Source organism: Candidatus Tisiphia endosymbiont of Temnostethus pusillus (assembly GCF_964264675.1).
Lineage (GTDB): Bacteria > Pseudomonadota > Alphaproteobacteria > Rickettsiales > Rickettsiaceae > Tisiphia.
Genome location: NZ_OZ183472.1, coordinates 987,665 through 1,014,562 on the forward strand (window position 1 = coordinate 987,665; position 26,898 = coordinate 1,014,562).

A 26,898-nucleotide genomic window follows, 5' to 3' on the forward strand; every position below is an offset into this window, starting at 1 on the left:
CCCTTATGTTCGAACTAATTCGGGATTTATGTACATGGCGGCAATTATAGATTGGCATAGCAGAGCTGTGTTGAGTTATAAATTGTCAAATAGTATGGATGTAAGTTTGGTAACTGAAGTATTGCGGGATGCACTTAACAAATATCCTGCACCGCAGATATTTAATAGTGATCAGGGCAGTCAATATACTAGTCATGAACACATTGAAATTTTACAAGAGCATAACATTAAAGTTTCGATGAATGGTAAAGGAAGAAGTATTGATAATATAATTATGGAGAGATTTTTCCGAACTTTAAAATATAATTGTATATTTATTAATGATTTTAAAGATGTTAAAGAGCTAAAGCGTGGTATTGATGATTACATCAATCACTATAATTATAGAAGATTTCATTCAAGTATTGGTTACAAAAAGCCCATGAATGTCTATCTAAATTCTATGCAAAATTATGAACAAATTGCAGCTTGAAAAATGCAAAAATGGGAAACAAAATTATTATTTTTTTTGTCTTGATTTTTCAGTCCAGTATCGTTAGGTAGAAGTTTAAAAGATTTGATAGATATAATTAGCCACTTAAAAAGTCATTCTATAAATTTTCAGAGTCTAAAGGAACAAATGGATACTGGAACAGACGCAGGAATGTTGATGTTCAATATGATGGGTTCTATCGCTGATTTTGAAAGAAGCTTAATAAATAGAAGAATTTATGAAGGGATGAAAAGAGCAAAAGAACTAGGAAAGTATAAAGGTCGAGTTCATTCATCAGATAAATCCGTAAGAAAGGAATATGTAAAAATGATGAAAACTGGCAATTATCCAGTATCATATATAGCAAAAATGGCAAAAATTTCTAGACAAACCCTTTATAACTGGCAAGCAGAGTTAGCATAATTAAAGTGTTTCTATACTAGACTATGCTAAAATTAGTAGTTTACAATGGTAAAAAGTATCAAAACTTACGCTATTTAGAACCTCACATAGCGTAAGTTTTGTACACTTTAATTCTTATATTTGGTATATACTATCAACACAGTACAAGAACATTATGTTAGGGAAAAAATGATTTGGATCACTTCGCCATATTTAAGACATAATATATTTAGTACCTTTGAAGAATTATCTAATAAGGAGAGGCAATTGAAAGAGTGGATAGTAGGAGCAGTACATGGATATTGGGATAATTTATGCTATTATATATTTAACGATTTATATGATGAGGGGTTGGAAATCCCTATGGGAGCAAGGCAGAGCTTAATTCGTATATTATACACTCGAGAAGAAGTAAATGAGGTTTATAATTTTGCTTGTTTTCTTGATAATTTAACTGAGGAAATAGGAGATTTGCAACCAGATTATGCTTATATTAACCATCCTCAATGGTCAAAAGTATGGAGATGGTCTAAAAATATATATGATATGATGGGTAAGAATAATAAAAAGTATAATTTTTACGAAGAGTGTTATGAAAAGTTTAATAACATGGACTTTCATGAGTATGGAACGTATGTAGAACGTAAAAATGCAGAAGCAGGAAATGAAATGATACCATACGAGAAGCCAATAATTTATAAACGATCTGAATTAGACAAAAACTTAAATAATTTAATTACAGATGTATTCGCATAGATTTTTTATTATAAAAGGCTCTAGATTTTTAACTGTGTAAATTTAAAAATAGGCACTAAATTCGGTCCTCAAATTTTATCAGAAAATGGGTCATGGCTTCGCCCCAGTTTTGGATGGGCATACTCCATTTTCGCGTAATGTAATTAATTAAAAAAAAGTATAATATTATAACGATTGTTTATTTTATTGCTTTCCTAGCAATAGGATTTATATATTTCCTAATAATAAGATTTACATTTGAATGGTTGAAATTGAAGTTTATTCTAGAGCAATTCCTTGCTTCAATAGCTATGAGCTTTTGTTTAATATTCACAATATCCCCTATTTATGTATTTTTTGAAGATAGGTCAATTACCAATCAACTTATTAAAGAATTAGAAAAATCTAATAATGAAACTAAGAGCTATTCTATACTTTTTTCCACCATTACAAAAATCTTACAAATAGATCAAGTAAATAAATTGATCAGTACAGAGAATAAAGATACCCCTTATAACCTAGGACGTTATGTTGGTGCGACTTTAAAAATAAAAAACTTAACAGATAAAACATGTAACCTTACTCCTTCTTTCTTTGAGAAGTTATTTGGGGAATATGATAAAATAGAAATTACAAAGAATACTCTTGTTCCAAATGAAGAAACCTTGATATATATTGTTTTTAGAAATATCAGTAGTATCCATATATTTGAATCTAATTCTTTAAATTATAAATGGGTTGGATTAAAACAAACTGCTGATGAGAAAGAGTATAATAGGATAAATACATTACTAAATCATTATGATTATATATTACATGAAACTTCAGAGTTTAATAAAAACTGGATTGGAACTGAGAGTGAGCGTTGTAAAGATAGAAATAGTGATAGCTGTATATTTTATAAAGATAATGTTTCTAAATTAGAATATTTTACCGACTTACAAAACAGGATTAATACAGAAATACCACTGGTTATTGAGCAACATTTTTGTAAATGATTTTTATGCTATTTATCAGAATTTACCTTTATAGTAAATACGTATTGAAGTAATATCAGAGGGGAGATAACGTATAACCACTAATTCACCAACATATTCTGCAAGCATTATATTAATGTAACGTAATCCTTACTAATTTCATTTAGTTGTTTTAAGGTAAGTGTTTTCTTACTAGATAATGTAGCTTGTAAAAAGATTTTTGTATCAAGATGTGTACTTGGAAAGCTGATATTATGCAAACCATCAACCATTTTATTAGGCAAAGAGAAGATACTATAATAGTTTGCAAACTTTTATGTTTAGATAAATCACTAAAAGAAATGATTACATTTTTTCATCAACTTGATAGCATGAATCTCTCGTTTGAAAGTATTGCAGACAATTTAATAATTGATAGAAGTAAGTAGCACATTACATTTAACGCAATTCATTTCTACCAAAATTTTAAATTTCAAATAGAACAATTTGAAAATGAGTGATTAACAGGACTTAGAATAAGACAAAATAATTTGGCTCAATTTAGGCAATAGAAATAAATTTACATAACAACTTTAATAGTTGCAAATAAAGTTAGCCAAGCTGATTTATATGTATTGCCTTAGGGATAAAATTACAGATTCTAATATATACTGCTGATAAAATATGGAACGAATTACAAGTAGATAATGCTAATATTAAATTGATTCGTTAGCTCCCAAAATTATAGTTGTCGATCCACACCTTTACTTTTTGTTATAGCTTTATTGGATGTTGGTACAGTTGTTATATCTACAGCAGGTTTTACTTTATAATCCTTACGAAGTTTTTGTAATTCATTTGTAATATTGGTATCCTTCAATATATTTTTTAATTTTTGTTTTTTCTCATTAGAAAAGATCTGTGGCAAATAACCTTTTATCATATCACTGATTGCTGCAATTCTCTGCTGCCAGTCTAATTTCTTTCCAGCAATTTTCGCTGACTCTCTAACCATTGACCCTGCAACTTCTATAACATCACTTTTATTTTTTTCATGAGCGAAAGGATATAATATTTCTACTATTTTATTTTTCATCTCTGTTTTATGAGTAGTAGTAATTATATCTTTACCTTCCATTTCATCCTTTAAATATCTTGTTAATTGATCTTTTGCCAATATCAAATATTCTTTTGACAGAATATTAGCTACTTGGGTTTTTCCTAAGTTATTAGCTACCTCTAAAGGAGTATGACCATTATTATCTCTTTTAGTTAAGAGTTGTTGACCTGAAGGATATTTTAATATTGTGTTAATTATTTCAATATTACCAACTGCTGCAGCCATGTGTAAGGTAGTTGGTGCAGGACTTAATAATTCTTGTTTTAAAGATTCCTGCATAATAGGATCATTAAGCATTGTTTTAACAATTTCCGATTTACCTTGTGATGTAGCGTAATATAAAGGTTTTATTGCATGAAACTCTTTACGAGCACTGATCCCTGAATCTAATAATTTTTGCATAGATTCCGGATTGCCAAAATCCAAAACAGAAATTACTGTATCTGATATATTATATGTACTAACTTTACCTTCTGAGTTTCTTATAGATATACTCATCATGGGTGTTTTTAATCCTGTTGTTAACTCTTGCTGTTTTTCTTTAGTGAAATTAGCTATAGAATTTGGTAAATCATTATCACTATCAATTCTTATAGAAATAGCATTCTTTAAATTTTCTCTATATTGTTGAAATTCCTTTACTCTTTGATCTCTAAGAGTCTGATGCAGTGGTTTGTCATTAGTATCAGATTCCTCCATCATTTCTGTAAATTTGCTAATTTCCATATTATGAAAAGTTGTATCGTAATATTTAATTTGAGCGTTTGGAGTAAAAATATCTGGCATTAATTCTTGTAGTCGTTTAATACCTCGGTACGTATCCAAGGCTTCAGGAGCATAATGACCACTATCACTACTAAGCATGTCTATCTTACCATTTGCATTAATACTTATCATACCAGCCATTTCTACCGGTCTACCTCCTAAAAATGAGGCATGAGTAAGTGTTGGATGCATGGGGTCATAGTGTCCTTTATGATTACCAATATATAAAGAACCATCTTTAGCTAATATGAAAGCTTGAATATCTTTAGTGTGTTTGCTTTCTTTACCTACAGTAGTTGCTGTTTTATTATTATTATCAACTAAAACTCTAAAGGTCTTGTCATAAAACAATTGATGATTTTTCAATTCATCCGCCCCCATTCTTAAAATTGGGTATTCATAACCATTAATAGTTTGTTTAGCTCTAGCAATTTCTTCAAGGTAAGGTTGAGTTTTATCAGACTCTATAGTGCCTACCACTCTGACTCTTACACTGTCAATAAGGTCTTCTGATAATTTACCAAGGTCATTCTGTTCTGGAACTACTGCTTGTTTAAATTTAGATACAGCATCTTTCCATCGTTGTTTTGAATCAACTTTAACAAAGTTATTTGCCATATAGATTTACTTCTTGCTATTAAATATCAGTATATAACATTCCTGCATACAATTTTATAAAATGAAACTTTTTTAAAAATTTATTTTCAATAGATACCTTTCAAAACTAATCATTTGAGTTCCAAGTTATCTAGGATAGATTGGTGTCAAAAGATACCGACACCGTGAAAAAAAGAAATTAATAAACAAGCAATTTCTAAATTAATTGAATGCTCCACATCAACACTTTACTTATGACTAAAAAGACGGAAATTATATAATAAGAAATAAATTTACACAACAACTTTAATAGTTGCAAATAAAGTTAGCCAAGCTGATTTATAGAATCATTTAATCTTAGTCACAAATTGTCCTTGATTGCTGGAATTCGTGTTTATTATTGCAAGCCGATACACTTAGCTTTTGCAGGCAATTCTCTAAAAAGCAAATCTATTGATTAGAAGTATATTTTATTATAACTTACTTCTTTTGGTATCGGCATCTTAATGATGATATCTTAAATCCCAATATAATGCAAATCAAACAATTTGATTATTCATTATTTCTTTATGCTTGTTGGTTTTGAGATTTTATGGCTATTACAAGCAGATTTTAGCTTTTCTCCAGCAGAGAATTTAGGTTGCACATAAGCTACAATATTAATTGTTTCACCAGTTCTTGGGTTTTTTCCAGCTCTAGCTGCAACTTTACTAGAGTAAAACTTACCAAAACCTACTAGCATTATTTCTTTACCTTCGGCAAGTATAGAAGTCACTGATTTAGTAAAGATATTAATAACCTTTTCAGCTTCACTTTTAGTACAACCTTCTCTATTTGCTATATACTCAATTAGTTCTATTTTGTGCATGGAAACCTCCTTGAGATTATAATCTAGTGTGATTACTCTCACCAAAAACTTAATAATAGTCGAAATCTAGAATTTTTAATACCTTAAATCAATAAATTTTTGTTATTTGACTGTAAGTTACCTAATTGAATGGCGTAATTTTAGTCATTAATGATAGAATAATGACTAAAACAAGTATTTGGTTTAGCACAATGAATCAAGATAGATTGTACTTTAAAAGATTACAAATGCTAGAAACTCATGTATTCACAATACATTGACATTATTATGACCACAATTACTACACGTATTCCAGATGATTTAAATAACTCTTTATCTTTGATAGCTAAATCAATGGAAAGATCAAAAAGCTATATTGTTCATAAAGCAATTGAAAGCTACATTAAAGAACAACTAGAAGATATAGAGGATGCAGAAGATGCTTTAGTACGAATAAAAAGTCCAAACAGAAAATTTTATACTTCTGAAGAAATGAAACAAAGATTAGAAGAAAGATATCGTGCAGAGCATGGTTTATAAAACTAAATGGGAGGATAAAGCAGATGCAGATTTATCAAATATTTCTCCTGATATCGCTTTAAAAATATATAATAAAGTGAAAAACTATTTAACATCGATGCCACAAAAATTAGGAAAGCCGTTAATTGGTAAATACAAAGGTCTTTATCGATATAGATACGGTAACTACAGAATACTTTATGAAATTTATTTAGAAAATAATTTGCTCATTATAAATAAAATAGGACATAGAAGTAATATTTATTAGTGTAGAATTTTTATATTGATTTGTATTATCAGTAATAGGTAGTAGGCTACTTATAACAGTTGGTAAGAAAATAAAAAATCTAATAATTGTCGGTGGTGATAGATGCCAATTTTATTTTTAGCATTTGTTATATGTTTTTCTGCAGTTCTGTACGATATGCCTAGTCTAGCTGCTATGTGCTTTTTAGGAAAGCCAAGAGCTGCAAGTGTAAGACATTCCATAGCTCTTTGAGTAAGAATGAAAGACTTGCCTAAATATTTTACGTTAATTTTAGTTGTTTGCATAATATGGTTATTTTAGTTAGTTGCTTAAAACCCTTTCAGGAAATAATTCTGCCAAGCTATTGGGGCTAAAAATTTTTACGTATAAGTTATTGTTGTGTAAGTTTTGGCAGTATGAATTACTGCATCTTATACTACCTAGAACTAGGCTAACATAAAGACTTACAAGACTAATAAACTGTTCAAAAGATTCAAAGTGCCTAAGGTAATAGCTAATAATTTCCGGACTATTAGTTGATGGCAAAAAATAAAACCCTTCAATTTTATCTTTGGTTCTTTGGTAAATGACAAAACTGTTACATGCTTGCTGACTGTAGAATTGTATTAGAGATTGGTAGCTAAGATTTTTGTTTTGGCTATTGTCAATATTTTTGGTGCAAAAATTCCGGGTACAGAAGCCCATAGTTGTGCCATTGCTTAAAAATTGACGATAGCCAAATTCTTGAATCTGTAAGTTAAACGTACCAGTTAATTGGTCAATCAGTTTTGCTTGTAGTACATTTTTTACTAAACCAGTAAACACAACTTCATTGATTAAACACTGGTTCATTAGCCGCTCACTCATTGGATATTTAATCATTTTTTTACCATTTTGTTCATGCTTACTCTCACTATTTTTGTAAATTTCATTAGACTTCTCGCATAATACTACTTCTGCTGGTGATTTAGACAATGAGTCTAGACTCAAATCCGTAACAGAATTTGAGTACGCTGCGGATTGAGGTTCTGAGTCTCCGTCAAATCCTTGCACAGAAGCAAATTCTGCAAGAAGTCCATTAACTGGCTTCATTGAAGCAAGCTGAGGTTGAGATTTTTCTAAGGTAGTTTTGTTCATAATTTTTACTATAATTGCCTTTATTAATCACAGTATGACAAGGTTTTTTTATAAAACAATAGGCTTTTCATTGCATGAAATGGTCTTTTGTATAAAAAAGAAAGACTAAAACAAAAAAATAATTTAAATTATTTCATATTGTGAAATTTATTTTATCAAATGCACCTTTAACTTCCACTTACTACTACCCTGCCTAACAGTAACGTTTTATCTCTGGGGTGAAATAAGCAAATGATCTTGGGTGTTGAAGTTGATGCAGGCAAATGCGAGCTACTACTTGCTCGATTTTTTGGTAAATAAAATCTTTGCTAATACCACTTTCTAGCCATTCTATAAGCAACGACGCATCTACTGGTAAAACCATATCGTGCTTATTGAACAACCCTTGTAGCTTTTGAGTTAGTTCTGCTATTTCGGTTTTTGCTAATTTGGCAATCACTGGTGACTTATCCACAAGCCTATCATCATCCTCTAATCTTATATCAATATAATTATCTTTAGACGTGCGTGCGCGTAGGTAATACGATCATATTACGGTCGTATCATTAGAGGGGGTATCTTTTTCCCCTGCAGATTCGATCAGTTGACTACGATATTTCTCCCATCTCTTTGCTATATTCAAGGAATTTTGTTGTGATACTTTTATGAGTTTTTGGCATTCGTTTTTCAATTCCAAATGTGTAAAGGTTTTATCAGAAAAAATGAAAAATTTTTGCAAAATTTTTTTATAATTTTGCCATTTTTTTAGCGAAATATTTAAAAAATATGCTAATTTTTGGTCATTATTTGGCAATTTTCCACCACTTATCCACATATGTTCAAGTAGTCTAATGTAAATTCCTAATTCATCATGTCTAAGTAAATTAGTGCCATGAAGAAAAGATGATAGAGAAAAGGGTTTGTTCTTAGATTTTAACATAATAATCTCCTATAATTTTAGATAATTTAGCTGTAAAAACTCATAAAAAAACTCTCAAAAAATGGCAAAAAAAAAACTATACGAGCGTATAAATCAAAAAAAAACCTAAAAAAATGCAAAAAAAAATCCCAAAAAAGTTATAAAAAAATCCAAATTTCACCACTTATCCACAGGGTGAAAAAACTTATCCTCGTAATACCCACATATTACACACATATTTATCCACAAATTAATGCACGGATTTTGTGGATAACTTTTATCACTTAATACCTATAATTAAGAAGATTTTATTGATATTTACAACTAATAATAACCTTGCTATTTCGCTTAGCTATAAAACATATAATCAACTTAAATGATTATATGTAATAAAAATAACAACCTAGAAGTACAATGTTATAGATAAGCTAGTAAATATAAGATTATTCTCTACCACTTAACTAGCTTAAGTAATTGGTCGATAAAAATAGAGATTTATAACGAACTGATAGTATTAATAGCTAAAATCTATTTCAGGTTTGGGAGGGTTCTTTTTATTTTTTAATTCTTCTTCAAATATTTGGTCAGAAAGCTTAAAAAAAATGTTGGCATCAACTGCTCCCTTAGTAACCGTGTAAATTTTGATCATAGCTTTAGGTCCAGGTATTGTTTCTTCGTAGACATATTTATGTACTAAACTTTGATTCTTACCTATCATTTTAGCAAATTCTCGTACGGACACTTTAGACAGTTCTAACCATGTGAGTAATTTCATAACGATTAGCATTAATATTTAATCCTTACTAACAAAACACTATTAGTTGTCTAAATACAAAGAATTTAAGAAAATTTTTCAAATCATGAAATTTTTTTATATATAAAACCAAATAAGACAGGAATTTATCAGTTATAGATCATTTCACGTTATGAAATGGCTATTGTAAATCAAAAAAAAATAGTTAACAGTAATATAAAAACAGTAGGACTAAAAGCTTAACAACAGGGGAATATTATGCAAAATGCTTATATACAGCAGATGATAAAAGAAATAGACAGAGATAAACGTTCGTCTGAAGAAATTTACACAGCAATTGTTAGCAAACTAACAATTATGTCTAAAGGTAAACTTACAGACCAAGAACTTCACACAGCAGCTAGAAACCTAATAGGTTTTTGTCAGGAGATTACCGATTATAAGATAAAAAAGCAAAGGGATGAGCAAAGTAAGATGAAATATGATTTAAAAAAAGCCCCTATTTAGACTTAGAGCGTAATAATTTAAAAAACTGATTTCCCCTACCATAAGAACACTAAAAAGCCGTGTAATAGCCTTAAAAGAGCTAAAATAATAGTTTAATAACAAACCAACTGATGTAGCACACTACTAAGTGTCAGAACAATTTATTTACAATAACCAAAAATTATTAATACTAAAAAAATGTTACACTTGGCTCTAATACTGAAGGAGATGGGGTAATTTAATAATAATTCAACTTGACTTGTGCGGTGCTTGATATATCTCTGCTCTTTGAGTAGATACTACTTTCTAATTAAAGCAAAATTTATTATCTAAGGAAAAAATATGCCAGACAAAGCAACAAAATCAATAATTTTAGTTCGTGTTTCAACAAGGGAGCAAGAAGAAGGGTATTCAATTGAAGCTCAAAAATATAGATTAGTAGAATATTGCCAACGTAAAAATCTTGAAGTTATCGAAACTTTTGAAATTATCGAATCTTCAAGCAGAGGTGATCGCAAACAATTTAAAGAGATGATCAAATTTGCTAAAAGCCATAGAGAAACAATTGCTATAGTTGCTGATAAAGTAGATCGAGTACAAAGAAGAATCTCAGAAATTTCATTACTAGAAGAACCAATAAAAGCTGGTAAGATAGAATTACATTTTAGAACAGAAGGTTACATAATAGATAAAGATTCTCAGTCTCATGCAAAGCTAATGTGGGGAATGAACGTATTGATGGCACAATCTTACGTTGATAGTTTAAGTGATAACGTTAAAAGAAGCCTAGATCATAAATTGCGTAAAGGAGAGTGGATAGGACCAGCCCCTCTTGGTTACCTAAATAGCCGAGATGAAAGAGGAAACAGTATAGTAATTCTCGATCCTGTAAGAGGTTCTATCATAAAAAAACTCTTTGAAGAATATGCAACAGGAATGTATATTCTTAATTATTTGACTGAAAAAGCTAAGGAGCTTGGTCTTAGGAGCAAAAACAATTGCTACGTCAATAAAACAGTAGTGCATCGAATGATCCAACAACCTTTCTATTATGGTGAAATGAGAGTAAAAGGAGAGATGTGGTCACATGGTTACCAAGCAATTATAACAAAAGAGACTTTTATGGCATGTAAAGATGTACGTTTAGGGTGGAAGAAGAAGCCTTTTAAATATGGTGGTAAGGATTTTCTTTTTAGAGGATTAATCACCTGTGCAGTAACTGGTAAAGTTGTAACAGCTGAAACTCACAGCAAAACATATTCAGATGGCAAAGTGGACGAATGGACTTATTTAGGTACATGGGATCCAAAGAATCCAAACAAAAAGATTTATGTAAGAGAAGATGAGGTTTTAAAGCAGGTAGAAGAGGTTTTTAAAAGAATAGGTTTAAGACCCAGAAATGCTAAAAGAGACTCTAGCCTATTTAAAAAATACAAATGAGCTAAAAAAAGATGAGCATGGGCAAGCGACGGCTGCTTTAAAGAAAGAACATACAGAAAATGAAAATAAACTAAATTCATTAATTGATTTAAGATTAAGCAGCGAACTAAGCAAAGAAGAATTCCAAGCAAAGAAACAACAATTAAAAGATCGTCAATATGAAATTGCTCGTTTACTTAAAGTTTATGAGGAAGCAGACGATAAATTTACTGATACGGCTACAATGCTAATAACTCTAGCTTCGCAAGGCCATGAAACCTTCAAAGGTTCTGAAAGCCCTCAAAAACGCAAAATGATAAATGATAAATTTCGTATTTCAGAACCTCAAACTAAGGGGCAAAAAACTTGAGACCTCTCTACGTTTCCCGTTCGATATTTTTGAAAAAACGACAACTTGTACCGAATGGCGGGCTGCATGGTGTACGTTGCGAACTTTTAACCAGTTTAGGTTAGAATTTTTGCAAATCCCTTTAAAGCCTAATTATAACAAGACTCTGCCCTTAATAGGGCTTTTATAGTTAGCCCAACCATTTTAAAGAGTAAATTTTGGTCATAGGAGTAAAGAATTTATGTATGCAATATTTTTCTTAATCAATTTAGTATTCTAGCACTACTTTTTTGCCACAAAAGGTCATAGAGATTTTAATGATCTTTTTAACGTGTTTGTGTCCTTTTACTTTAGCATCATATTGTTTATCTATAATTTGCTTTAAGCCTGCTTTTGCAATGGATTTTAATCAACATAGTGTTGGTGCTAAAAAAAAGGGTTAGATGATGACCAAGCAATTTGACGAGGTAAAGGGGGCTGAGTACTAAAATCCATGTCACATGTGACGCTCTAGGGAATCCAACGGAATTCCATCTTACCCCGGGTCAAGCTCATGATTTGCAAGGATATAATGTTTTGATGAATGAATTGACGAAAGCGAATGCTGTACTTGCTGATAAGGCTTATGATGCTGATGCACGTATGCAAGATAAGCTGGATGTACAGCCGTGATTCCCCCAAAGAAGAATCGTGTGAACCCAGCTAATTATGATAAGAACCTCTATAAAGCTAGGCATTTGATTGAGAACTTTTTTGCAAAATTGAAAGCAATATGAGTCTGTCATAAAGATTGTGTAAGTTGAAAAAAGTAGTAAAAATAAGATTACGAAAAAACACTTACATGAGGTTAATATGAAGAAGAAAACAAAAACAATAAATCAATCTGTAGAAAAAGTAGTATCAGAACTTTTGTCACAAAGTAATCCATCAGAAATTTTTGGCAAAGATGGGATATTGCAAGAGTTAAAAAAACAACTAGTTAATAAGATTCTAGAAAAAGAGATGGAATCTTATATTGGATATGAGAAACATTCCAAGGATGAGAAAGAATCTGAAAACAGACGCAATGGTAGTTATGAAAAGACTATAATAGATGAAGATGGTAGGAATATAACAGTAGATGTTCCAAGAGATAGAGAAGGAGAATTTGAACCCCTATTAATTCCTAAGGGAGTTCGACAATTTAAAGGGTTTGATGAGAAGGTAATATCTCTGTATGCAAGAGGTATGACTACAAGGGAGATACAAGGACATTTAGAGGAAATCTATTCTACCAAAGTATCTGCAGAATTAATATCTAAAGTAACTGACGGAGTTTTGGAGGATATTATAAATTGGCAGAATCGTCCCCTTGATAGTATATATCCGATAATATATCTTGACTGCATATATGTCAAAGGAAGAGACAATCACACTATAATAAATAAAGCAGTTTATATAGCTATAGGTGTTAATATGGAAGGTAAGAAAGAGCTACTTGGTATTTGGGTTGGCAAGAATGAAGGTTCTAAATTTTGGATGCAAGTGGTAACTGAGCTAAAGAATAGGGGAATTGAAAAGATATATGTTGCTTGTGTAGATGGTCTAAAAGGCTTTCCTGAAGCTATAAATAGTGTTTTTCCTAAAACTATTGTACAATTATGTATCGTGCATATGGTTAGGAATTCTACCAAGTACGTGTCATATAAAGATTTAAAATCGGTAACAGCTGATTTAAAGAAAATTTATACAGCAATAAACGAGGCGGAAGGGATTAGAGAGCTACAAAACTTTAGTAAAAAATGGGACGAAAAATATCCAGTAATTTCTGACATGTGGCAACGTCTTTGGTCAGGTATAGCCCCGCTTTTTAGTTTTCCTGAAGGGATTAGAAAGGCAATATATACTACTAATACTATTGAATCAGCCAATCGGCAAATCAGGAAAATTATAAAAAATAAAGGGGTATTTCCAGATGATAAATCAATTCAGAAAATAATATTTTTGGCATTGACAAACGCTCAAAAGAAGTGGACAATGCCAATTAAAGATTGGTCAGTTGCCTTGAATCAATTTGCCATACTTTGTGGTACTGATGACCAAAAATGGGCAAATGTCGATCAAAGATGGACTAACTCTGACATCATACTTACACAATCTTTCTGATAGACCCAGCAATATAGAGCTATAGTCAATTCAGGAGAATTTGATGACGTCGTCACTCGTCGCTTGCCTATTTATCTATAGGCTTCGTTCCATCGTTCCTAGCATCAAATTCTCCTGAATTGACTATATTGCAACACGATATGACAAAACATCTCAAAACTTTTTAGGTGTTGTTTATATGGTTTCCATGGTAATTTGGCTCAATTGATGACACCCCCTAAATCTTGCGGCTCTTGTAAAGAACCTAACAAAGAGCTACAGGTTTGTTCTGTAACTTCAGGAATATGATAGTCTATATTGTCTTGTATAGCTAAATCTTGACCTTGAAAATCAACACTTTTTAGCACGTTTTTTAGTTGTAGGTATGCAATAATCTTCTCGTGATTTTGTTCTGTAGCTAAAATCAGTGGTGTCTTGCCATAATTGTCTGTAGCCTTAAGATCAGCCCCTTTCTCTACCAGCCATTCAATGGCATCCAACTTATCTGACTGAACAGCTATGTGCAACACTGTACTGCCATATTTGTCTATAGCCTTAAGATCAGCACCTTTCTCTACTAGACATTTGACGACATCCCACATACTATACTGACTAGCAACGTGCAACACTGTACTACCATAATTGTCTGTAGCATTAATATCAGCACCTTTTGCTGCCAGCCATGTAACGACGTCCAACTTACCTGATTGAGCAGCCTTGTGTAGTACCGTATTGCCATTATTGTTTGTAGCATTAATATCAGCACCTTTTTCTACTAGATACTTGACACTGTTCCAAGAGTTCTCCGAAGCACCACAGTGCAACACTGTATTATCATTAATATCAGCACCTTTCTCTACTAACCATTTGACAACATCCAATTGATCTTTCCGAGCAGCCCAGCATAGAACTGTCTGACCACTCTTGTCTGTAGCATTAATATCAGCACCTTTCTCTACTAGATACTTGACAGTGTCCCAAGACTTCCACCCAGCAGCTAAGTGCAACGCCGTACTACCATCCTTGTCTGTAGTATTAACATCAGCACCTTTCTCTACCAAAGATTTGACGACGTTCAACTCACCAAAACCATACCCAGCACAGTGCAGCACTGTCCAACCACTCTCGTCTGTAGCATAAATATCAGCCCCGTTCTCTACCAAATATTTGACGATATCCAAATTGTCGTGCCGAACAGTTAAGTGCAACGCCGTACTACCATAATTGTCTGTAGCATTAATATCGACTCCTTTCTCTACCAAATATTTGACGATATCCAATTCGCGAGACTGAGCAACTAAATGCAACACTGTCCAACCATTCTTGCATGTAGCCTTAATATCAGCACCTTTCTCTACCAAATATTTGATGATATCCCATTTGTAAGACTTAGCAGTTAAGTGCAACACTGTATTGCCATCATTGTCTGCAGCCTTAACATCAGCCCCGTTCTCTACCAAATATTTGACGATATCCCATTTGCAAGACTGAGCAGCTAAGAGCAGCTCCATATTGTCACTATTATCTTTAGCCTTAACATCAGCTCTAATATTAGGATGATTATCCAGTACCTTTTGTAATAAAGGTTTATGATTATGTTTTTTGGCAGTATGAAGCAGGGTATCTTGATCGCTACTTTGGAAATTAACATCAAAATTTTTATTGATGAGTAAAGTAACCATTTCCTCATCATATTGCTCAATAGATTTTTGTAAGACAAAGCTAAGCTGCTTAGGATTCATACTATCAATTAATTGCTCCTTGCTTTTCTGAGTAGTACTAAGTTCTTGTTGTTTTAATTGCTGTTGTTTTGTTGCTTCAGCAATCTTAGTATACAATTCAGTACTTTTAGATTGTATTTCATTAATATCACTTTGAATAGTTGTTATTTCAGATCTTAAATTTTGCACCACAGTTTTATTATTATTAATCATAACCGTAATTTCAGCAACATTATCTTGCTGTTGCTTCAGTACATTTTCTATACCGGAAAAATTGTGAGCAATCACTCGATTTATTTCTTCAAGCCTTACAAGGGGACGTTCGTTAGGGTTTGTAAAATTGCTACCATTAACACCAAAAATGTTAGAAAATTGGTTGCAAGTTGCTAAGCCTTTTAATTCCTCTTCTTGCTTATTAAGTTGTTCATCTACTCCATCAAAAATTTTTTTCATAACTGTACCCTCCTCAAATTTTATGTTAATTTAATAGCATCAATAAAAGCAGCAACTTCACCAACTTGCTCAACAATTAAATTAGGCGTATTAGGTGCAGGCATATGTTCGTTATATTGTTCTAATAAGGAGGTAATTTTGTTAATTATTCCTTTTTCCACATCAATATTTGTTGAGATAGTAGTATTACTATCTTGTAATTGATTTAAGGCGTTAACATTTGCCATTAACGTACTTCTAACACTTGTACACATTGATAATTTTTCATCTCGTTGTTGTTGCAGTTGTTTAGCTTCTGCTACGACAGCATCCTGTACTTTTTGGAGTTCACTCAATTTCGTTGCATGTACGTCATATTGGACTCTCAGTTCATGTAATCTTTGTCTTGACATAAATACCTCATTTTTAAATTATAAGTTCACTAACATGGTGTAATCAAAAGAAACTCTACACTTCATATATACAAACAACATGATTATTTCTCGTAAAGAACATAACCCTTTGAGATATTTGAGTGTTTTGAGAGAAATATGAAACAACAGCCCCATACTTTCTTGCACCGTTAATCCTCCTCTTATACTAATTACAACCGAATCACTTTAATAGTAAAATTAAAAACCCCTTTACTTTAAAAGTATATACTTTATATAATATAAATATATTATTGCTATGTAAAGTGTTTTATAAAAATAGTGAGAATATTAAGTTTAGTGGCAATTATGAGAGTGTTGCCAATTGAATAATTTTTGAAAAATTTTTAGAAAAAATGCAGCTTAGTATAGCAAGTAGTAGGTATATATGTGTGAGGAACGGAAACAAATTTTGACTACAAAATTACTAAAAGGCATTAGGTTCTTATAACTACTTATAACATATTTTTAAGATATAAGAACCTAGTTCGCAACACTCCCTTTATGTATGAGACAAATTATTATTTGCTTAAGCATTATACAAATAATAATTGTAAATTTAATGTATTTTTATAATTTATTATGGTTGAATTTGATTTTTATATTAATGGTGATGTAGCTGTATTAGCCTTAAATCAGGAGCATTTAGCTTTAGATACGATACTGCATGTGCATAATAATGATCTAAAGAATCCGGCTAAAGAGGTATTTGTAATATTGCCTCATCTCCTTTCTACTACTGCTCTTATTAATTGGTATGGAACAATTGATTTAATAGAAGGTATGGAAGCGGATTTATTAATATTATTTGACTCTACTACCCACATACATAATGGTAGTTTTAAAGGTTTTAAGTCGGTATTGTTAAGTGATCACAAAATAAGAACACAAACTAAAAGAGAAGCCATCTTAGATGAAGGTGTAAGTAATAATGCTAAACTAACAGTAAATAATTTTTATGCTAAAGAAAGTTATATATTTTGTAATAGTTTAAGTCTATTAAACGGTGGTACTATAACCAATATACTTGGTATTAAGTTACATGGCAATAGCCCTGAAATTACTTTTAGAGGTGACGACACTACAGAGAAGTATTTAGTTATTGGTAAACTAGATATTAGATCACCAATTAATCAGTTATCATTATATAAGGTGTTAATTAATGATAGTTTTCATCACGCACGAATAAACCACTTGTGCATAAAGTATAGCGTAGCGGCAGAAGATTGGCACTTAGAGAATGTTCAATCAGTAAGCGGCTTATCCCTAAAGACTCTAGCAATTGATAGTCAAATATTTACTGATAAAATAGAAATAACTAGTTTATTAGCCCCACGTGGCAAATTTTATATCGCGGCAAAATCCTATATTAATTTTATAATTGAAGATCAAGGGCAATTAGCTGGAATAGATTTAGTCCTTGATATGTCAGATAGTACCTATCCTAACAGAAAGGTTATATTTCCAGCTCATAAATTCCAATTTGATCGTATAATTATCATTAAGGCTGATGAGGTGTCAATGCCTTATGGTGGTAGTTGTAAACAATTAATACTAGAAGATTGTATTAAAGTTGTTGCGTATAATTTAAACGCATTTGATGTAAAATATAGTATTCAATCGCGAACAGGGCAATTCTATAGTAGTGGGAAAATATTAAATAATTTATTACTAATTGGTGAAGTAAACGCTATATTACATCAAATAGAAATAGATAATTTAGAAGGAACTGGTTTATGTAACATTAACTTTTCTAATGGTGTAATATGTAAGATGTTGCAGCTAAACTTAAATTTAGATGCAGCCAATTTGGATAATCGAATTACGGCAGGCAAATCAGTTATCAGAATTGATAATACTGGTAATGAACTAACAAAAATCGATACGATTTTAGCAAAATTATCTACTTTTTATATTAAAGGAAAGGTTGAGCTAGGCAATGTATTAATCCAAACAATTGATAATTTAACAACCTTATTATGGGTTGATCTAGATGGAAGTAGGACTCAACTGAAATTAGATCGGCTATTTGTCGGATTTGATCATAATATAGTAGTTTCAAGAGATGGTACTATTAGTGTAGTTAAGTCAAACAGAATGTTAGGTAGTGGTGCAATATACGCCTCTGTATCAGCAATCTCACAAGACTATTTTCTTGTTAAAGCAGGTATGGGAATAAGGTTTGATGGTTCATTACAAGTAATAAGTGGAGATATAGGGTTCTTTAGTAAATATGGCGACTTATTTGTTAAAGGTTCTCTAAAAGCTAAAGATAACATCATATTAGTAGCTCAGCATGGTTCTGTTAATGTGGTTGGGGCTACATTAGATGCAAGATGTATAACTGTTTATAGCAGTACAAGTCATTATATAGCTGAAACTATAATGAAGGCACAGGAGTTACTTCTTTATAGTTTGAGCGGTGATATTCAAATTGAGACATCAAAGTTAGTGTCATGCAAGATAGCTATAGTGTCTAGCGGTGACACTAATATTGGTAATTCACAAATACAAACTAATTCTTTATTTACCAAAGGTAGTAACATAAGAATCGGCAATAGCAATATAATTACCTATGATATTTTTGTTCAAGCAACTCATGATTTTTTATTAGTCCATTCAGGTATTCATTTAGTTCAATACTCACATGCGTTATTTGCTAATATCTCCTCTGCTGATAATAAGATTATACAAGGTGGATTTAGGGTAGCACATGATGTAACATTAGTAGGTATATTTAGTGCAAACTCACATAACCCTCTACCTAGACTTCAATGGCAACAGGTGGATTTTACTAGTGATGTAAATGTTGAATCAGGCAGGGCTTACATTGATGCTAATAGAGGCGTTATTGTTGGATCAACTATATCTTCAAAAGATTCAGTAATTATTAAGACCAAACACTCATTAGAGGTAGTACCTTTGGTATTATACAATGAAGTGATGGTATCTGGGGGGTTAAACACTCGGACGATTACTGAAGTAGTTAGCAAAATCAATGCTGGTATTATCGATATTGATGCTGGTAAGGCTGCTACTTTTGTGGGAGCTTTGTTTAAAGCATCTGAAGGAAATGTAAAAGCTGAGATACTTCACTTACTAGCTAGCACTCAAGACATAGCCAACCAGCAGGCAAGAGTTAAAGAATTATCAGTATGGATAGGAAATCTGCCAATATATACAGAGAAAATTAATGTAGGCAGATATTTTGACTTTAGTCAGTCTACTTCTATATGTCAAAGAATAGGTAATTTAGGAATATATGATAACTATGTAAGTAAGGATCTATTATTTACCCAAACAGCAGGAGATATAACGCTTGATCGGTCACTTACTAAATACGACAAACTGTATCTTAATGCTGAACAGGGTAAGATATTAATTATTAGCAGAGATTTGCAACAGATTTATACTGGCAATGGTGGTGGTGAAAAAGGGAGAAGTGCAGCCTATGCAAGTCGTACGGTTATTGGTGGTAATGATGTCTATTTAGTTGCTGATCAGTTAATATCACAAGCTGGTAAATTCCAAGTGCAAGGGACTCTAAAAATAATTACCAAAGATGGAGTACACTTATTACCAGTAGCAGTACATGAAAGTCTGATGTATCACCAAGGTAGTAAAACAACAGTTAGTGAGTATACTGTTCGTCAAGTAATTAGTGAAATCCACGCCGGTTATTTGGATATTAAGGCTGGCGGAGCATTTGAAGCAGTAAGTAGCTTAATTAATGTTACAGGAATTAAACTAGATGTTAAAGAGTTAAATCTTCGTGCAGAGTATGATATTTTTGAAAGACATGTGCATTTTGTTGGCACAGATAAATGGTATGGTGGTTATCGAGAATGGCAAGATTATACTGAGAACTCCTTAGTACTGCCAACAGTTATTAGAGCTGATCAATTATTTGCTGAAATTAATGGCACTACTACTATTGAAGCAGCTCAAATATTAGTCACAGAAGAATCATCTATATTCAGTAAAGGTGGAATAAATTTATTACCAAAATATGACATACATTTGCATGATCATGTATCTACTAAAACCTATTTATTTAATTTCCATAATGGAAAACTAACGATAGCCAGTTCTAAGACTGTAAAAGAGCATTTTTATGGTGAGAAGGTAGTACCTACCTTATACTATAGTGGTGGTAGTTTCTTTGGTTATAGTGAAGGTAAAATTCATTTACTTGGTTCTAAGATTATCGGTAATAACATTTATCTATTAGGTCAAAGTGGTGTAAAGCTAGAAGCCGCTCCTTATCATAAGCAAAATATTGTTAGTATCAGCGAAACTGGTATACGCACTGGCTACAGCGTAGGTTGTGGAGAAGTAAGTATTGGTAGTGAGTTATTTAAAAATATTGATAAATTACAATATGTAAGGGAGTTGTATGAGGCATCGGAAGTTATTGCTAGAGGCAAGTTAACTATTGGATCTAGCAATGGCAATTTAGAAGTCATATCATCTAAAATGCAATTTGCTAAAGCTGAGGTTAAGGTTCGGGGTATGTATTTTTCTACTCATAAAGAACTGCATGCACAAGAGCAGCAGTCTACGAGTATGAGTCTAGGAATAAAAGTTGGTATGCAAGAAAATATCAGCGGAGCTGTAAAAACAGCTGCTTATTTATTAGATAAGAGGGGTACTCATTGGCTTGATGTATTAGATAGAGCATTAAACCTATATAAACTTGGCAGTGATGTTCAACAAATTGCTGGTGATATTAGGACACTTGCTAGTAGTAGCAATCTAGCAGAACTTGGACAAAATTTACAAAAACTTGATATGGTAAAGTTTGGAGTGTGGCTGTCTAGCAAAGTTAGCGAAACCAGTACAAGTAGCTATAAAGCAATAGCCGTAGATAATTACCTAACTGGTGGCGATATTGATATACAAGTAGATGAGGCAGCGGTAATTGAAGGTATAATTTGCCAAGTTGATAACTTTAAGCTTAAAAGTAAGTCATTAGAAGTAAGAGCAAGTCACAACTCATCACAAAGTCAAACCACCAGCTGTGAGATGGAATTAACGATCCCGATTGCTGGTAACGTTGGTAGTGGCATTAGCATGAGTGGTAGTGAAACAAACCGCCATAATGTTCATTATCATGATAACAATATGATAATGGTAAAAGGTCGTTTAGAAGTCAGTGTAGAAGGGAATGGTAAGGTAAGTGGCGTGATGTTTTATGCCAATGAAGTACTGGTTAGAGCAAAAAACCTAGTAGTTGAGAGTTTGCAAGATGTAGTCCAAGAAAGGATGCAAGGCTTGCAGATGAGTATTGGTTTTAACTCAGCAGGATATTTACAATCACTTGGTGGTAAAGTTGAAGTTGGTAGTAGGAATGCAGCTTGGTCTAATGCAATGGGCGGTATAATCGGTACGCAAGTAGTAAATGTCGTAGTCCAGCAAACCTTAGAAATTGCTGGAGGATTGATTGCCAATGCTGAAGTTAATGTAGATGGTAGCTTAACAGATAAAGGCAAAGCTTACGTTGAAGCTGGTAGCATTGTGGCTAAAAAGTTACATGATTATGATAATGGTTCAACCTTTGGGCTTGGTGTTACCTTAACTAAAAAGGTAACTAATAATGGTGAGTTAGCTTGGGGCACTGGCATGCCAGTAGTTTGCAATTTTAATGAGCGATCTCGGGATATTATGCCAGTTATTGGCAAGGGTGATATTAGATTAACAGCTGAGGGTAGCAAAATTCCTGATAGTTTAGGACGTGATATTAACTGCCACATAGGCAACACTAATAGTGAACAAGCAGGACTAAACGCTACTGTACCTATCAGCGATATGGTTGAATTTATTCAGCAAAAAATCACTAGTGATGATAAAAAAATTGTATCTAGTAACAATGAAGAAAAAAGTAAAATACAAAAGGATGATAAACTAGAAGAAACCAAACATGAAACTGATGATGTAAAAGGTGTAAAAGATAAGGACTATAAGGCTGGAAGTAAGAATAAACCAAATAAAGAAGATAAGGTAGGTGGGGATAATGATAAGCCATTTGATTATTCGATGTTATTCCTTGCAAAACCTGAGTCTAAAGAACTAAAATTATCCCCGGACACTGCTGCATTATTAAAAGCTATCTTACCCTTCCAACAAGTGCCTAGCTCTAGCACTACTGCTGGTGGTTCTGATTGGGCAACAAAGGAAATAACAAGAGGACTAGAAAGTAATAATTTCTCTATACCTACACCTACTACTAGCACATTACTGCCGAGTGAAGTAGATCATAAAGTCGTTTCAGGAGCTAGTCAAATCAAGGATGAGCATCACATTCAGGAAGATAAGCTAGACAGTAAATTAAAGGAATTTATTCGAGATAATCAGGAAATTGCTAAAAAAGTAGAGGAAATAGGTTACGAGAAATTTAAGCAGCAATTGATAGAAGCAGCTAAAGTAGTAAACAAAAAACAAAATGAGACTAAAGCTGATAGTTTGAAAGATAAAGTTAGCTTTGGCATTAAGGAATTGTTTGGTATACAAGAGGCAGAGGCTGCTGCTATCCCAGCAATACGTGAAGTGCTTAAATATCTAGGTCCATTGCTATTTACTTACACTGCAGCAAAAGTAGCTAACGATAATATTGAACAGGAAGAAGATGAAGGGAATGCTAGCTACTATAAAACTCATACTCAAAAGCCACCACCTACTGGTCAGCAGCAGAAAGCTGCCACCTCTAGCACCTTCATGCCTTCTCTTGACCCAGGGGATTTTGAACCTGATGATGAGGATGATCAGCAAAATTCCTTTGATCCAAGCAAAGAAGAAAATCATGATAAAATAAGAAGAGACATTAGATATGGTAAGCTTTACAGAGATGCAAAAAATGATAAAATATGGTATTCAAAAGAAAGAAGTGGAGATAGGGCACATGCTGGAGAACATTGGAAACAGTTTATACAACAAGGTGGGGAGCTAATACATGAGGCAGATATAGATTTAACAGGAAAAGTAATAGATAAATGGAAAAGCAGAACAGGAGCTGTAATTAAACTTAAGAATACTATTGGTATAAAATAAATGAAACATTGCTGTAAGAAAATGGAGTATTATGCTAACCATTGTTATAATGAGGAACATGAGTTAGTCATATATCACTCTGAAATAAGAGAATATAATTTAATGTTGCATGGTCACAATTATGGTATGGAACAACATATGTATTACTGCCCATTTTGTGGTACTAAGTTACCAAAAACTTTAGGAGAGGAATGGTGTAAAATTGTTAAAGACGAATTGGGTTTAGATACAGTTTATGCTGAAGAATGGGAAACATTACCTGAAGAATTCAAAACCGATGAATGGTGGAAGAAGCGAGGATTATAGAGCTACAAGCACTTTTACATATTTATCAGGTGCTATATCACAAGGAACAGAGTGCTGCCGAGAAAGAAGGTCGTCCTGTAAAAAGTTTTGAGGAATTTGCAGCTTACGTCAACAAAAACTATATTTACAAAAGTCCAGTTTTTGCTGCAAAAGTGCATAATAATCTAGTCAGTGCCTTGTTAGAAACGCAATTAATGCTAGATGCTAGATTGCAAAGTAGCGTTGAGAAAGTCGACGGTAGAAATCATGCTGACCAACATAGCAATTACCCTGAAGATAAAACCGCCCATCATCCTAAATTTATTTCAGGAGGTGAAAATAGTATAAAATCAAGCAAAGTAGATGGTCAACCCGTCTCAGGAGCTGGTCAAACCAAGGAAGATAAGGCAAAAGCAATAACAACTGTCGATGATAAGCCATTTGATTATTCGATGTTATTCCTTACAAAACCTGAATCTAAAGAACTAAAATTATCCCCGGACACTGCTGCATTATTAAAAGCTATCTTGCCCTTCCAACAAGTACCTAGCTCTAGCACTACTGCTGGTGGTTCTGATTGGGCAACAAAGGAAATAACAAGAGGACTAGAAAGTAATAATTTCTCTATACCTACACCTACTACTAGCACATTACTGCCGAGTGAAGTAGATCATAAAGTCGTTTCAGGAGCTAGTCAAATCAAGGATGAGCATCACATTCAGGAAGATAAGCTAGACAGTAAATTAAAGGAATTTATTCGAGATAATCAGGAAATTGCTAAAAAAGTAGAGGAAATAGGTTACGAGAAATTTAAGCAGCAATTGATAGAAGCAGCTAAAGTAGTAAACAAAAAACAAAATGAGACTAAAGCTGATAGTTTGAAAGATAAAGTTAGCTTTGGCATTAAGGAATTGTTTGGTATACAAGAGGCAGAGGCTGCTGCTATCCCAGCAATACGTGAAGTGCTTAAATATCTAGGTCCATTGCTATTTGCTTACACTGCAGCAAAAGTAGCTAACGATAATATTGAACAGGAAGAAGATGAAGGGAATGCTAGCTACTATAAAACTCATACTCAAAAGCCACCACCTACTGGTCAGCAGCAGAAATCCGCCACCTCTAGCACCTTCATGCCTGACCCTGATGATTTTGAACCTGATGACGATCAGTTAAGAAAGGAACAATATAAACTTGATCAAAAGGCTAGAAAATTTGGTTTTAGTGATGGCAAAAGTGCAAACACTAGACAAGTTTTAGATAACCTTGACACAACTGTTGAAAATTTTATTTCAAAATATAGGAAGGGAAGTATTTACAGTGAATTTCCAGGAGAATATTTACATGATAAAGCTGGGAATCCCATTGCAATTAGAGAAGCACTAAAGGATGGTGGTAGGACTGTAAGAAAATTATTAATTGATAATAGGTTCTCAAAATAATGAAAAAGCATAATTCAATAACTAATTTAGTAGAATTAATTATTAATAAATTTGGTAACAATGCTCCTATAATAATGGATCATTGGGAAGGAGATTTATATGCGATTGGTCTAGAAAAAAATAATAAATTGGTTTATATTTCCACTTATGAATTGAAACCTAATCATTATTTCTATGAGTGTGAAATTTTATCAAATGATACTGAAAAACCTTATATAGTGCATAGTACTGAAGATGATATAACGGAAGAAAGGCTACTAGAAGTAATGAGCAAGTTTTTTGATATTCCTTTAGTAAAAAATAGATAAACTAAATATGTTAGTACTATACAAATTTAAAACCGATGAATGGTGGAAGAAGCGAGGATTATAGAGCTACAAGCACTTTTACATATTTATTAGGTGCAATATCATAAGGAATAGAATGTTATAATTATTTAGTTAGTAATTAAAACTACAGGTTATTATTTCTATTGTATTTATAATCTAAATATGTATTATGTGAAATTCATGATTGAATTATGCTATTTCATATGTTACTATATGGACATGAGTTTATAACTGATTCACTAGAATGGCAAGAAAAAACCAATACATACAGCAAGTTGATCAACTTATTGGAGGAAAAATTTCTTCTCTGAGATTGGCAAAAGGTTACGCACGGCAACAACTTGCTGATTTAATTGAAGTAACCCATCAACAATTACAAAAATACGAAAAAGGCATTAATAGAATATCCACAGGTAGATTAATGCTTATCGCCAAGGCATTAGATAAAAATATTGATTATTTTCTTGAAGGGTTGGGAAATACAGGTAGTGCTGAACCAGTACTTACCCAACACCAACTTATATGTATTGAAGTATCAAGAAATTTTATGAAAATTCGTAATCCAAAACATCAACAAGCAGTTAATACATTAGTACATTCACTTATAATACAAGAAACGTCTGAGTAATTTTATCAATTTTTAAGAGCAAAGGAATATAGTGGTTACTTGAACTGTGTGTAATTTAATAAAGAAAAATTGTTTGTTTCAGGTTTGTATAATCAATCCGTCTATCCAAATGGATGAAGTTTTTGTTGATGCCGATGGTCCAGCCTAGCTGCCAAGCAAGTGAGATAAGGTTTCCTTTAATGGTATTGTCCGAAGTAGCTACATCAATAGCACAGCAGCCGGTAAAGCCATAACGTGGATAGTCGTAGATGTGGAAAGAGTTTGGCACACCGCCGATTTTACGGTTGTATTCTTTAGAACGACAGGTTGAGGTAAGCTGCATGGGACAGTTAAATTTGCTACGCAAAACAACTAATTTTTCAGCAAAACCTGCAGCTAAAATGATTTGACCAGTTTGCCTGCAAGCTAGTTCTTGGTGAGTAAAGTATGGTAGGTAGTATTTGCTGTTCATACTATTATTATTTATTTAAGTAATATTATCTTTACGCCTTCCCACAAGGTTACAGCTGCTGTCCCTATGGTTACTGAAATTACAGCCCGTATCAGCATGTGACTTGATTCTTCCGAGCGTTTGCGAAGTTTCCTTAGAAAATGAAAATCACATTGTACTTCTTGTTGGTTGTCCACATCTGCACCAAAGGACTTTAAAGCACTTATCACGCCTTTCTCTATGGCTTTTTCAAGATGTACCTCTATACTTAATAATATTTCTCTTCTTAAGGCTTCGCATATGCGTTTTTCTGTGAATCTCATGAGAAG

General features: G+C 32.6%; 28 protein-coding genes and 2 pseudogenes. 16 read left to right on the plus strand and 14 right to left on the minus strand.

The genetic code is table 11. From position 1 onward, the window contains the following. Positions 1–4: 4 nt before the first annotated feature. The 4 genes and pseudogenes from ACFEL2_RS04715 to ACFEL2_RS04730 all read left to right on the plus strand — a co-directional run. Positions 5–472 (plus strand): annotated as a pseudogene (locus ACFEL2_RS04715) (IS3 family transposase); the annotation flags it as partial. Between the two features lie 75 nt (positions 473–547). After that, positions 548–895: pseudogene (locus ACFEL2_RS04720) on the plus strand (recombinase family protein); the annotation flags it as partial. A gap of 168 nt (positions 896–1,063) precedes the next feature. After that, entirely contained in the window at positions 1,064–1,630 is a 567-nt protein-coding gene (locus tag ACFEL2_RS04725) for an SCO4402 family protein (protein ID WP_375331613.1), read from the plus strand. 290 nt (positions 1,631–1,920) lie between these two features. Continuing rightward, positions 1,921–2,607: a hypothetical protein gene (locus tag ACFEL2_RS04730; protein WP_375331614.1), complete on the plus strand. Its 687-nt coding sequence runs from the start codon at positions 1,921–1,923 to the stop codon at positions 2,605–2,607. A gap of 15 nt (positions 2,608–2,622) precedes the next feature. On the opposite strand, the gene ACFEL2_RS04735 is transcribed toward ACFEL2_RS04730, so the two are convergent. From ACFEL2_RS04735 to ACFEL2_RS04750, 4 genes are all read right to left on the minus strand, one after another. After that, positions 2,623–2,715: a Mu transposase C-terminal domain-containing protein gene (locus ACFEL2_RS04735; RefSeq protein ID WP_375331615.1), complete on the minus strand. Its 93-nt coding sequence runs from the start codon at positions 2,713–2,715 to the stop codon at positions 2,623–2,625. Beyond that, entirely contained in the window at positions 2,715–2,858 is a 144-nt protein-coding gene (locus ACFEL2_RS04740; protein WP_375331616.1) for a hypothetical protein, read from the minus strand. Before ACFEL2_RS04740 ends, ACFEL2_RS04735 begins: the two co-directional genes overlap by 1 nt. A gap of 449 nt (positions 2,859–3,307) precedes the next feature. Continuing rightward, positions 3,308–5,068: a hypothetical protein gene (locus ACFEL2_RS04745; RefSeq protein WP_375331617.1), complete on the minus strand. Its 1,761-nt coding sequence runs from the start codon at positions 5,066–5,068 to the stop codon at positions 3,308–3,310. Positions 5,069–5,606: 538 nt separating this feature from the next. Next, positions 5,607–5,915: an HU family DNA-binding protein gene (locus ACFEL2_RS04750; RefSeq protein ID WP_341751944.1), complete on the minus strand. Its 309-nt coding sequence runs from the start codon at positions 5,913–5,915 to the stop codon at positions 5,607–5,609. A gap of 267 nt (positions 5,916–6,182) precedes the next feature. Here ACFEL2_RS04750 and ACFEL2_RS04755 point away from each other — a divergent pair, with 267 nt between their 5' ends. Further along, positions 6,183–6,434: a ribbon-helix-helix domain-containing protein gene (locus tag ACFEL2_RS04755; protein WP_341754024.1), complete on the plus strand. Its 252-nt coding sequence runs from the start codon at positions 6,183–6,185 to the stop codon at positions 6,432–6,434. Next, positions 6,424–6,681, plus strand: a complete 258-nt coding sequence (locus tag ACFEL2_RS04760; RefSeq protein WP_375332388.1) for a type II toxin-antitoxin system RelE family toxin — start codon at positions 6,424–6,426, stop codon at positions 6,679–6,681. The genes ACFEL2_RS04755 and ACFEL2_RS04760 overlap by 11 nt, the downstream gene beginning before the upstream one ends. A gap of 50 nt (positions 6,682–6,731) precedes the next feature. On the opposite strand, the gene ACFEL2_RS04765 is transcribed toward ACFEL2_RS04760, so the two are convergent. The 5 genes from ACFEL2_RS04765 to ACFEL2_RS04785 all read right to left on the minus strand — a co-directional run bounded on the left by ACFEL2_RS04765 (position 6,732) and on the right by ACFEL2_RS04785 (position 9,470). Next, positions 6,732–6,965 carry a helix-turn-helix transcriptional regulator gene (locus ACFEL2_RS04765; protein WP_341751283.1) on the minus strand — a complete coding sequence of 78 codons (234 nt, stop codon included), beginning with the start codon at positions 6,963–6,965 and terminating at the stop codon, positions 6,732–6,734. A 16-nt stretch (positions 6,966–6,981) separates the two neighbouring features. Continuing rightward, the gene (locus tag ACFEL2_RS04770; RefSeq protein WP_341751284.1) at positions 6,982–7,797 is read right to left on the minus strand and encodes a hypothetical protein; all 816 of its coding nucleotides are present in this window, start codon (positions 7,795–7,797) and stop codon (positions 6,982–6,984) included. A 193-nt stretch (positions 7,798–7,990) separates the two neighbouring features. After that, entirely contained in the window at positions 7,991–8,251 is a 261-nt protein-coding gene (locus tag ACFEL2_RS04775; RefSeq protein ID WP_341758062.1) for a hypothetical protein, read from the minus strand. 72 nt (positions 8,252–8,323) lie between these two features. Then, positions 8,324–8,716: a DUF1376 domain-containing protein gene (locus tag ACFEL2_RS04780; RefSeq protein WP_375331618.1), complete on the minus strand. Its 393-nt coding sequence runs from the start codon at positions 8,714–8,716 to the stop codon at positions 8,324–8,326. Between the two features lie 493 nt (positions 8,717–9,209). Then, complete coding sequence (locus ACFEL2_RS04785) at positions 9,210–9,470, minus strand: hypothetical protein (protein ID WP_341751286.1); 261 nt, start codon at positions 9,468–9,470, stop codon at positions 9,210–9,212. A 237-nt stretch (positions 9,471–9,707) separates the two neighbouring features. On the opposite strand from ACFEL2_RS04785, the gene ACFEL2_RS04790 reads away from it, so the two are divergent. From ACFEL2_RS04790 to ACFEL2_RS04800, 3 genes are all read left to right on the plus strand, one after another. Continuing rightward, a complete protein-coding gene (locus ACFEL2_RS04790; protein ID WP_341751287.1) occupies positions 9,708–9,956 on the plus strand; it encodes a hypothetical protein in 249 nt (82 codons plus the stop codon). A 321-nt stretch (positions 9,957–10,277) separates the two neighbouring features. Further along, positions 10,278–11,375, plus strand: coding sequence for a recombinase family protein (locus ACFEL2_RS04795; protein ID WP_375331619.1), 1,098 nt, complete (start codon positions 10,278–10,280; stop codon positions 11,373–11,375). Then, a complete protein-coding gene (locus tag ACFEL2_RS04800) occupies positions 11,335–11,724 on the plus strand; it encodes a hypothetical protein (RefSeq protein ID WP_375331620.1) in 390 nt (129 codons plus the stop codon). The genes ACFEL2_RS04795 and ACFEL2_RS04800 overlap by 41 nt, the downstream gene beginning before the upstream one ends. A 247-nt stretch (positions 11,725–11,971) precedes the next feature. Here ACFEL2_RS04800 and ACFEL2_RS04805 read toward each other — a convergent pair whose 3' ends face one another. Further along, positions 11,972–12,103 (minus strand): PD-(D/E)XK nuclease domain-containing protein, encoded by a 132-nt coding sequence (locus ACFEL2_RS04805; protein WP_375332389.1) that lies wholly within the window; start codon positions 12,101–12,103, stop codon positions 11,972–11,974. Between the two features lie 89 nt (positions 12,104–12,192). Between ACFEL2_RS04805 and ACFEL2_RS04810 the strand changes: the two genes are divergently transcribed. Both ACFEL2_RS04810 and ACFEL2_RS04815 read left to right on the plus strand, forming a co-directional pair. Continuing rightward, a complete protein-coding gene (locus ACFEL2_RS04810; protein WP_375332390.1) occupies positions 12,193–12,375 on the plus strand; it encodes a transposase in 183 nt (60 codons plus the stop codon). Positions 12,376–12,555: 180 nt separating this feature from the next. Continuing rightward, positions 12,556–13,848, plus strand: coding sequence for an IS256 family transposase (locus tag ACFEL2_RS04815; protein ID WP_375331621.1), 1,293 nt, complete (start codon positions 12,556–12,558; stop codon positions 13,846–13,848). Positions 13,849–14,048: 200 nt separating this feature from the next. On the opposite strand, the gene ACFEL2_RS04820 is transcribed toward ACFEL2_RS04815, so the two are convergent. After that, complete coding sequence (locus ACFEL2_RS04820; protein ID WP_375331622.1) at positions 14,049–16,001, minus strand: ankyrin repeat domain-containing protein; 1,953 nt, start codon at positions 15,999–16,001, stop codon at positions 14,049–14,051. Between the two features lie 20 nt (positions 16,002–16,021). Next, positions 16,022–16,393, minus strand: a complete 372-nt coding sequence (locus ACFEL2_RS04825; protein WP_375331623.1) for a hypothetical protein — start codon at positions 16,391–16,393, stop codon at positions 16,022–16,024. A 600-nt stretch (positions 16,394–16,993) separates the two neighbouring features. On the opposite strand from ACFEL2_RS04825, the gene ACFEL2_RS04830 reads away from it, so the two are divergent. The 5 genes from ACFEL2_RS04830 to ACFEL2_RS04850 all read left to right on the plus strand — a co-directional run bounded on the left by ACFEL2_RS04830 (position 16,994) and on the right by ACFEL2_RS04850 (position 26,139). Beyond that, complete coding sequence (locus ACFEL2_RS04830) at positions 16,994–23,458, plus strand: hemagglutinin repeat-containing protein (RefSeq protein WP_375331624.1); 6,465 nt, start codon at positions 16,994–16,996, stop codon at positions 23,456–23,458. After that, a complete protein-coding gene (locus ACFEL2_RS04835; RefSeq protein WP_375331625.1) occupies positions 23,459–23,764 on the plus strand; it encodes a DUF6980 family protein in 306 nt (101 codons plus the stop codon). Beyond that, entirely contained in the window at positions 23,740–25,182 is a 1,443-nt protein-coding gene (locus ACFEL2_RS04840) for a hypothetical protein (protein ID WP_375331626.1), read from the plus strand. Before ACFEL2_RS04835 ends, ACFEL2_RS04840 begins: the two co-directional genes overlap by 25 nt. Beyond that, positions 25,182–25,490 carry a hypothetical protein gene (locus ACFEL2_RS04845; protein ID WP_375331627.1) on the plus strand — a complete coding sequence of 103 codons (309 nt, stop codon included), beginning with the start codon at positions 25,182–25,184 and terminating at the stop codon, positions 25,488–25,490. Before ACFEL2_RS04840 ends, ACFEL2_RS04845 begins: the two co-directional genes overlap by 1 nt. 265 nt (positions 25,491–25,755) lie before the next feature. After that, the gene (locus tag ACFEL2_RS04850; RefSeq protein WP_375331628.1) at positions 25,756–26,139 is read left to right on the plus strand and encodes a helix-turn-helix domain-containing protein; all 384 of its coding nucleotides are present in this window, start codon (positions 25,756–25,758) and stop codon (positions 26,137–26,139) included. A gap of 55 nt (positions 26,140–26,194) precedes the next feature. Here ACFEL2_RS04850 and ACFEL2_RS04855 read toward each other — a convergent pair whose 3' ends face one another. Both ACFEL2_RS04855 and ACFEL2_RS04860 read right to left on the minus strand, forming a co-directional pair. Next, positions 26,195–26,590, minus strand: coding sequence for a D-Ala-D-Ala carboxypeptidase family metallohydrolase (locus tag ACFEL2_RS04855; RefSeq protein WP_375331629.1), 396 nt, complete (start codon positions 26,588–26,590; stop codon positions 26,195–26,197). Between the two features lie 11 nt (positions 26,591–26,601). Further along, positions 26,602–26,892 (minus strand): hypothetical protein, encoded by a 291-nt coding sequence (locus ACFEL2_RS04860; protein ID WP_375331630.1) that lies wholly within the window; start codon positions 26,890–26,892, stop codon positions 26,602–26,604. Positions 26,893–26,898 lie beyond the last annotated feature (6 nt).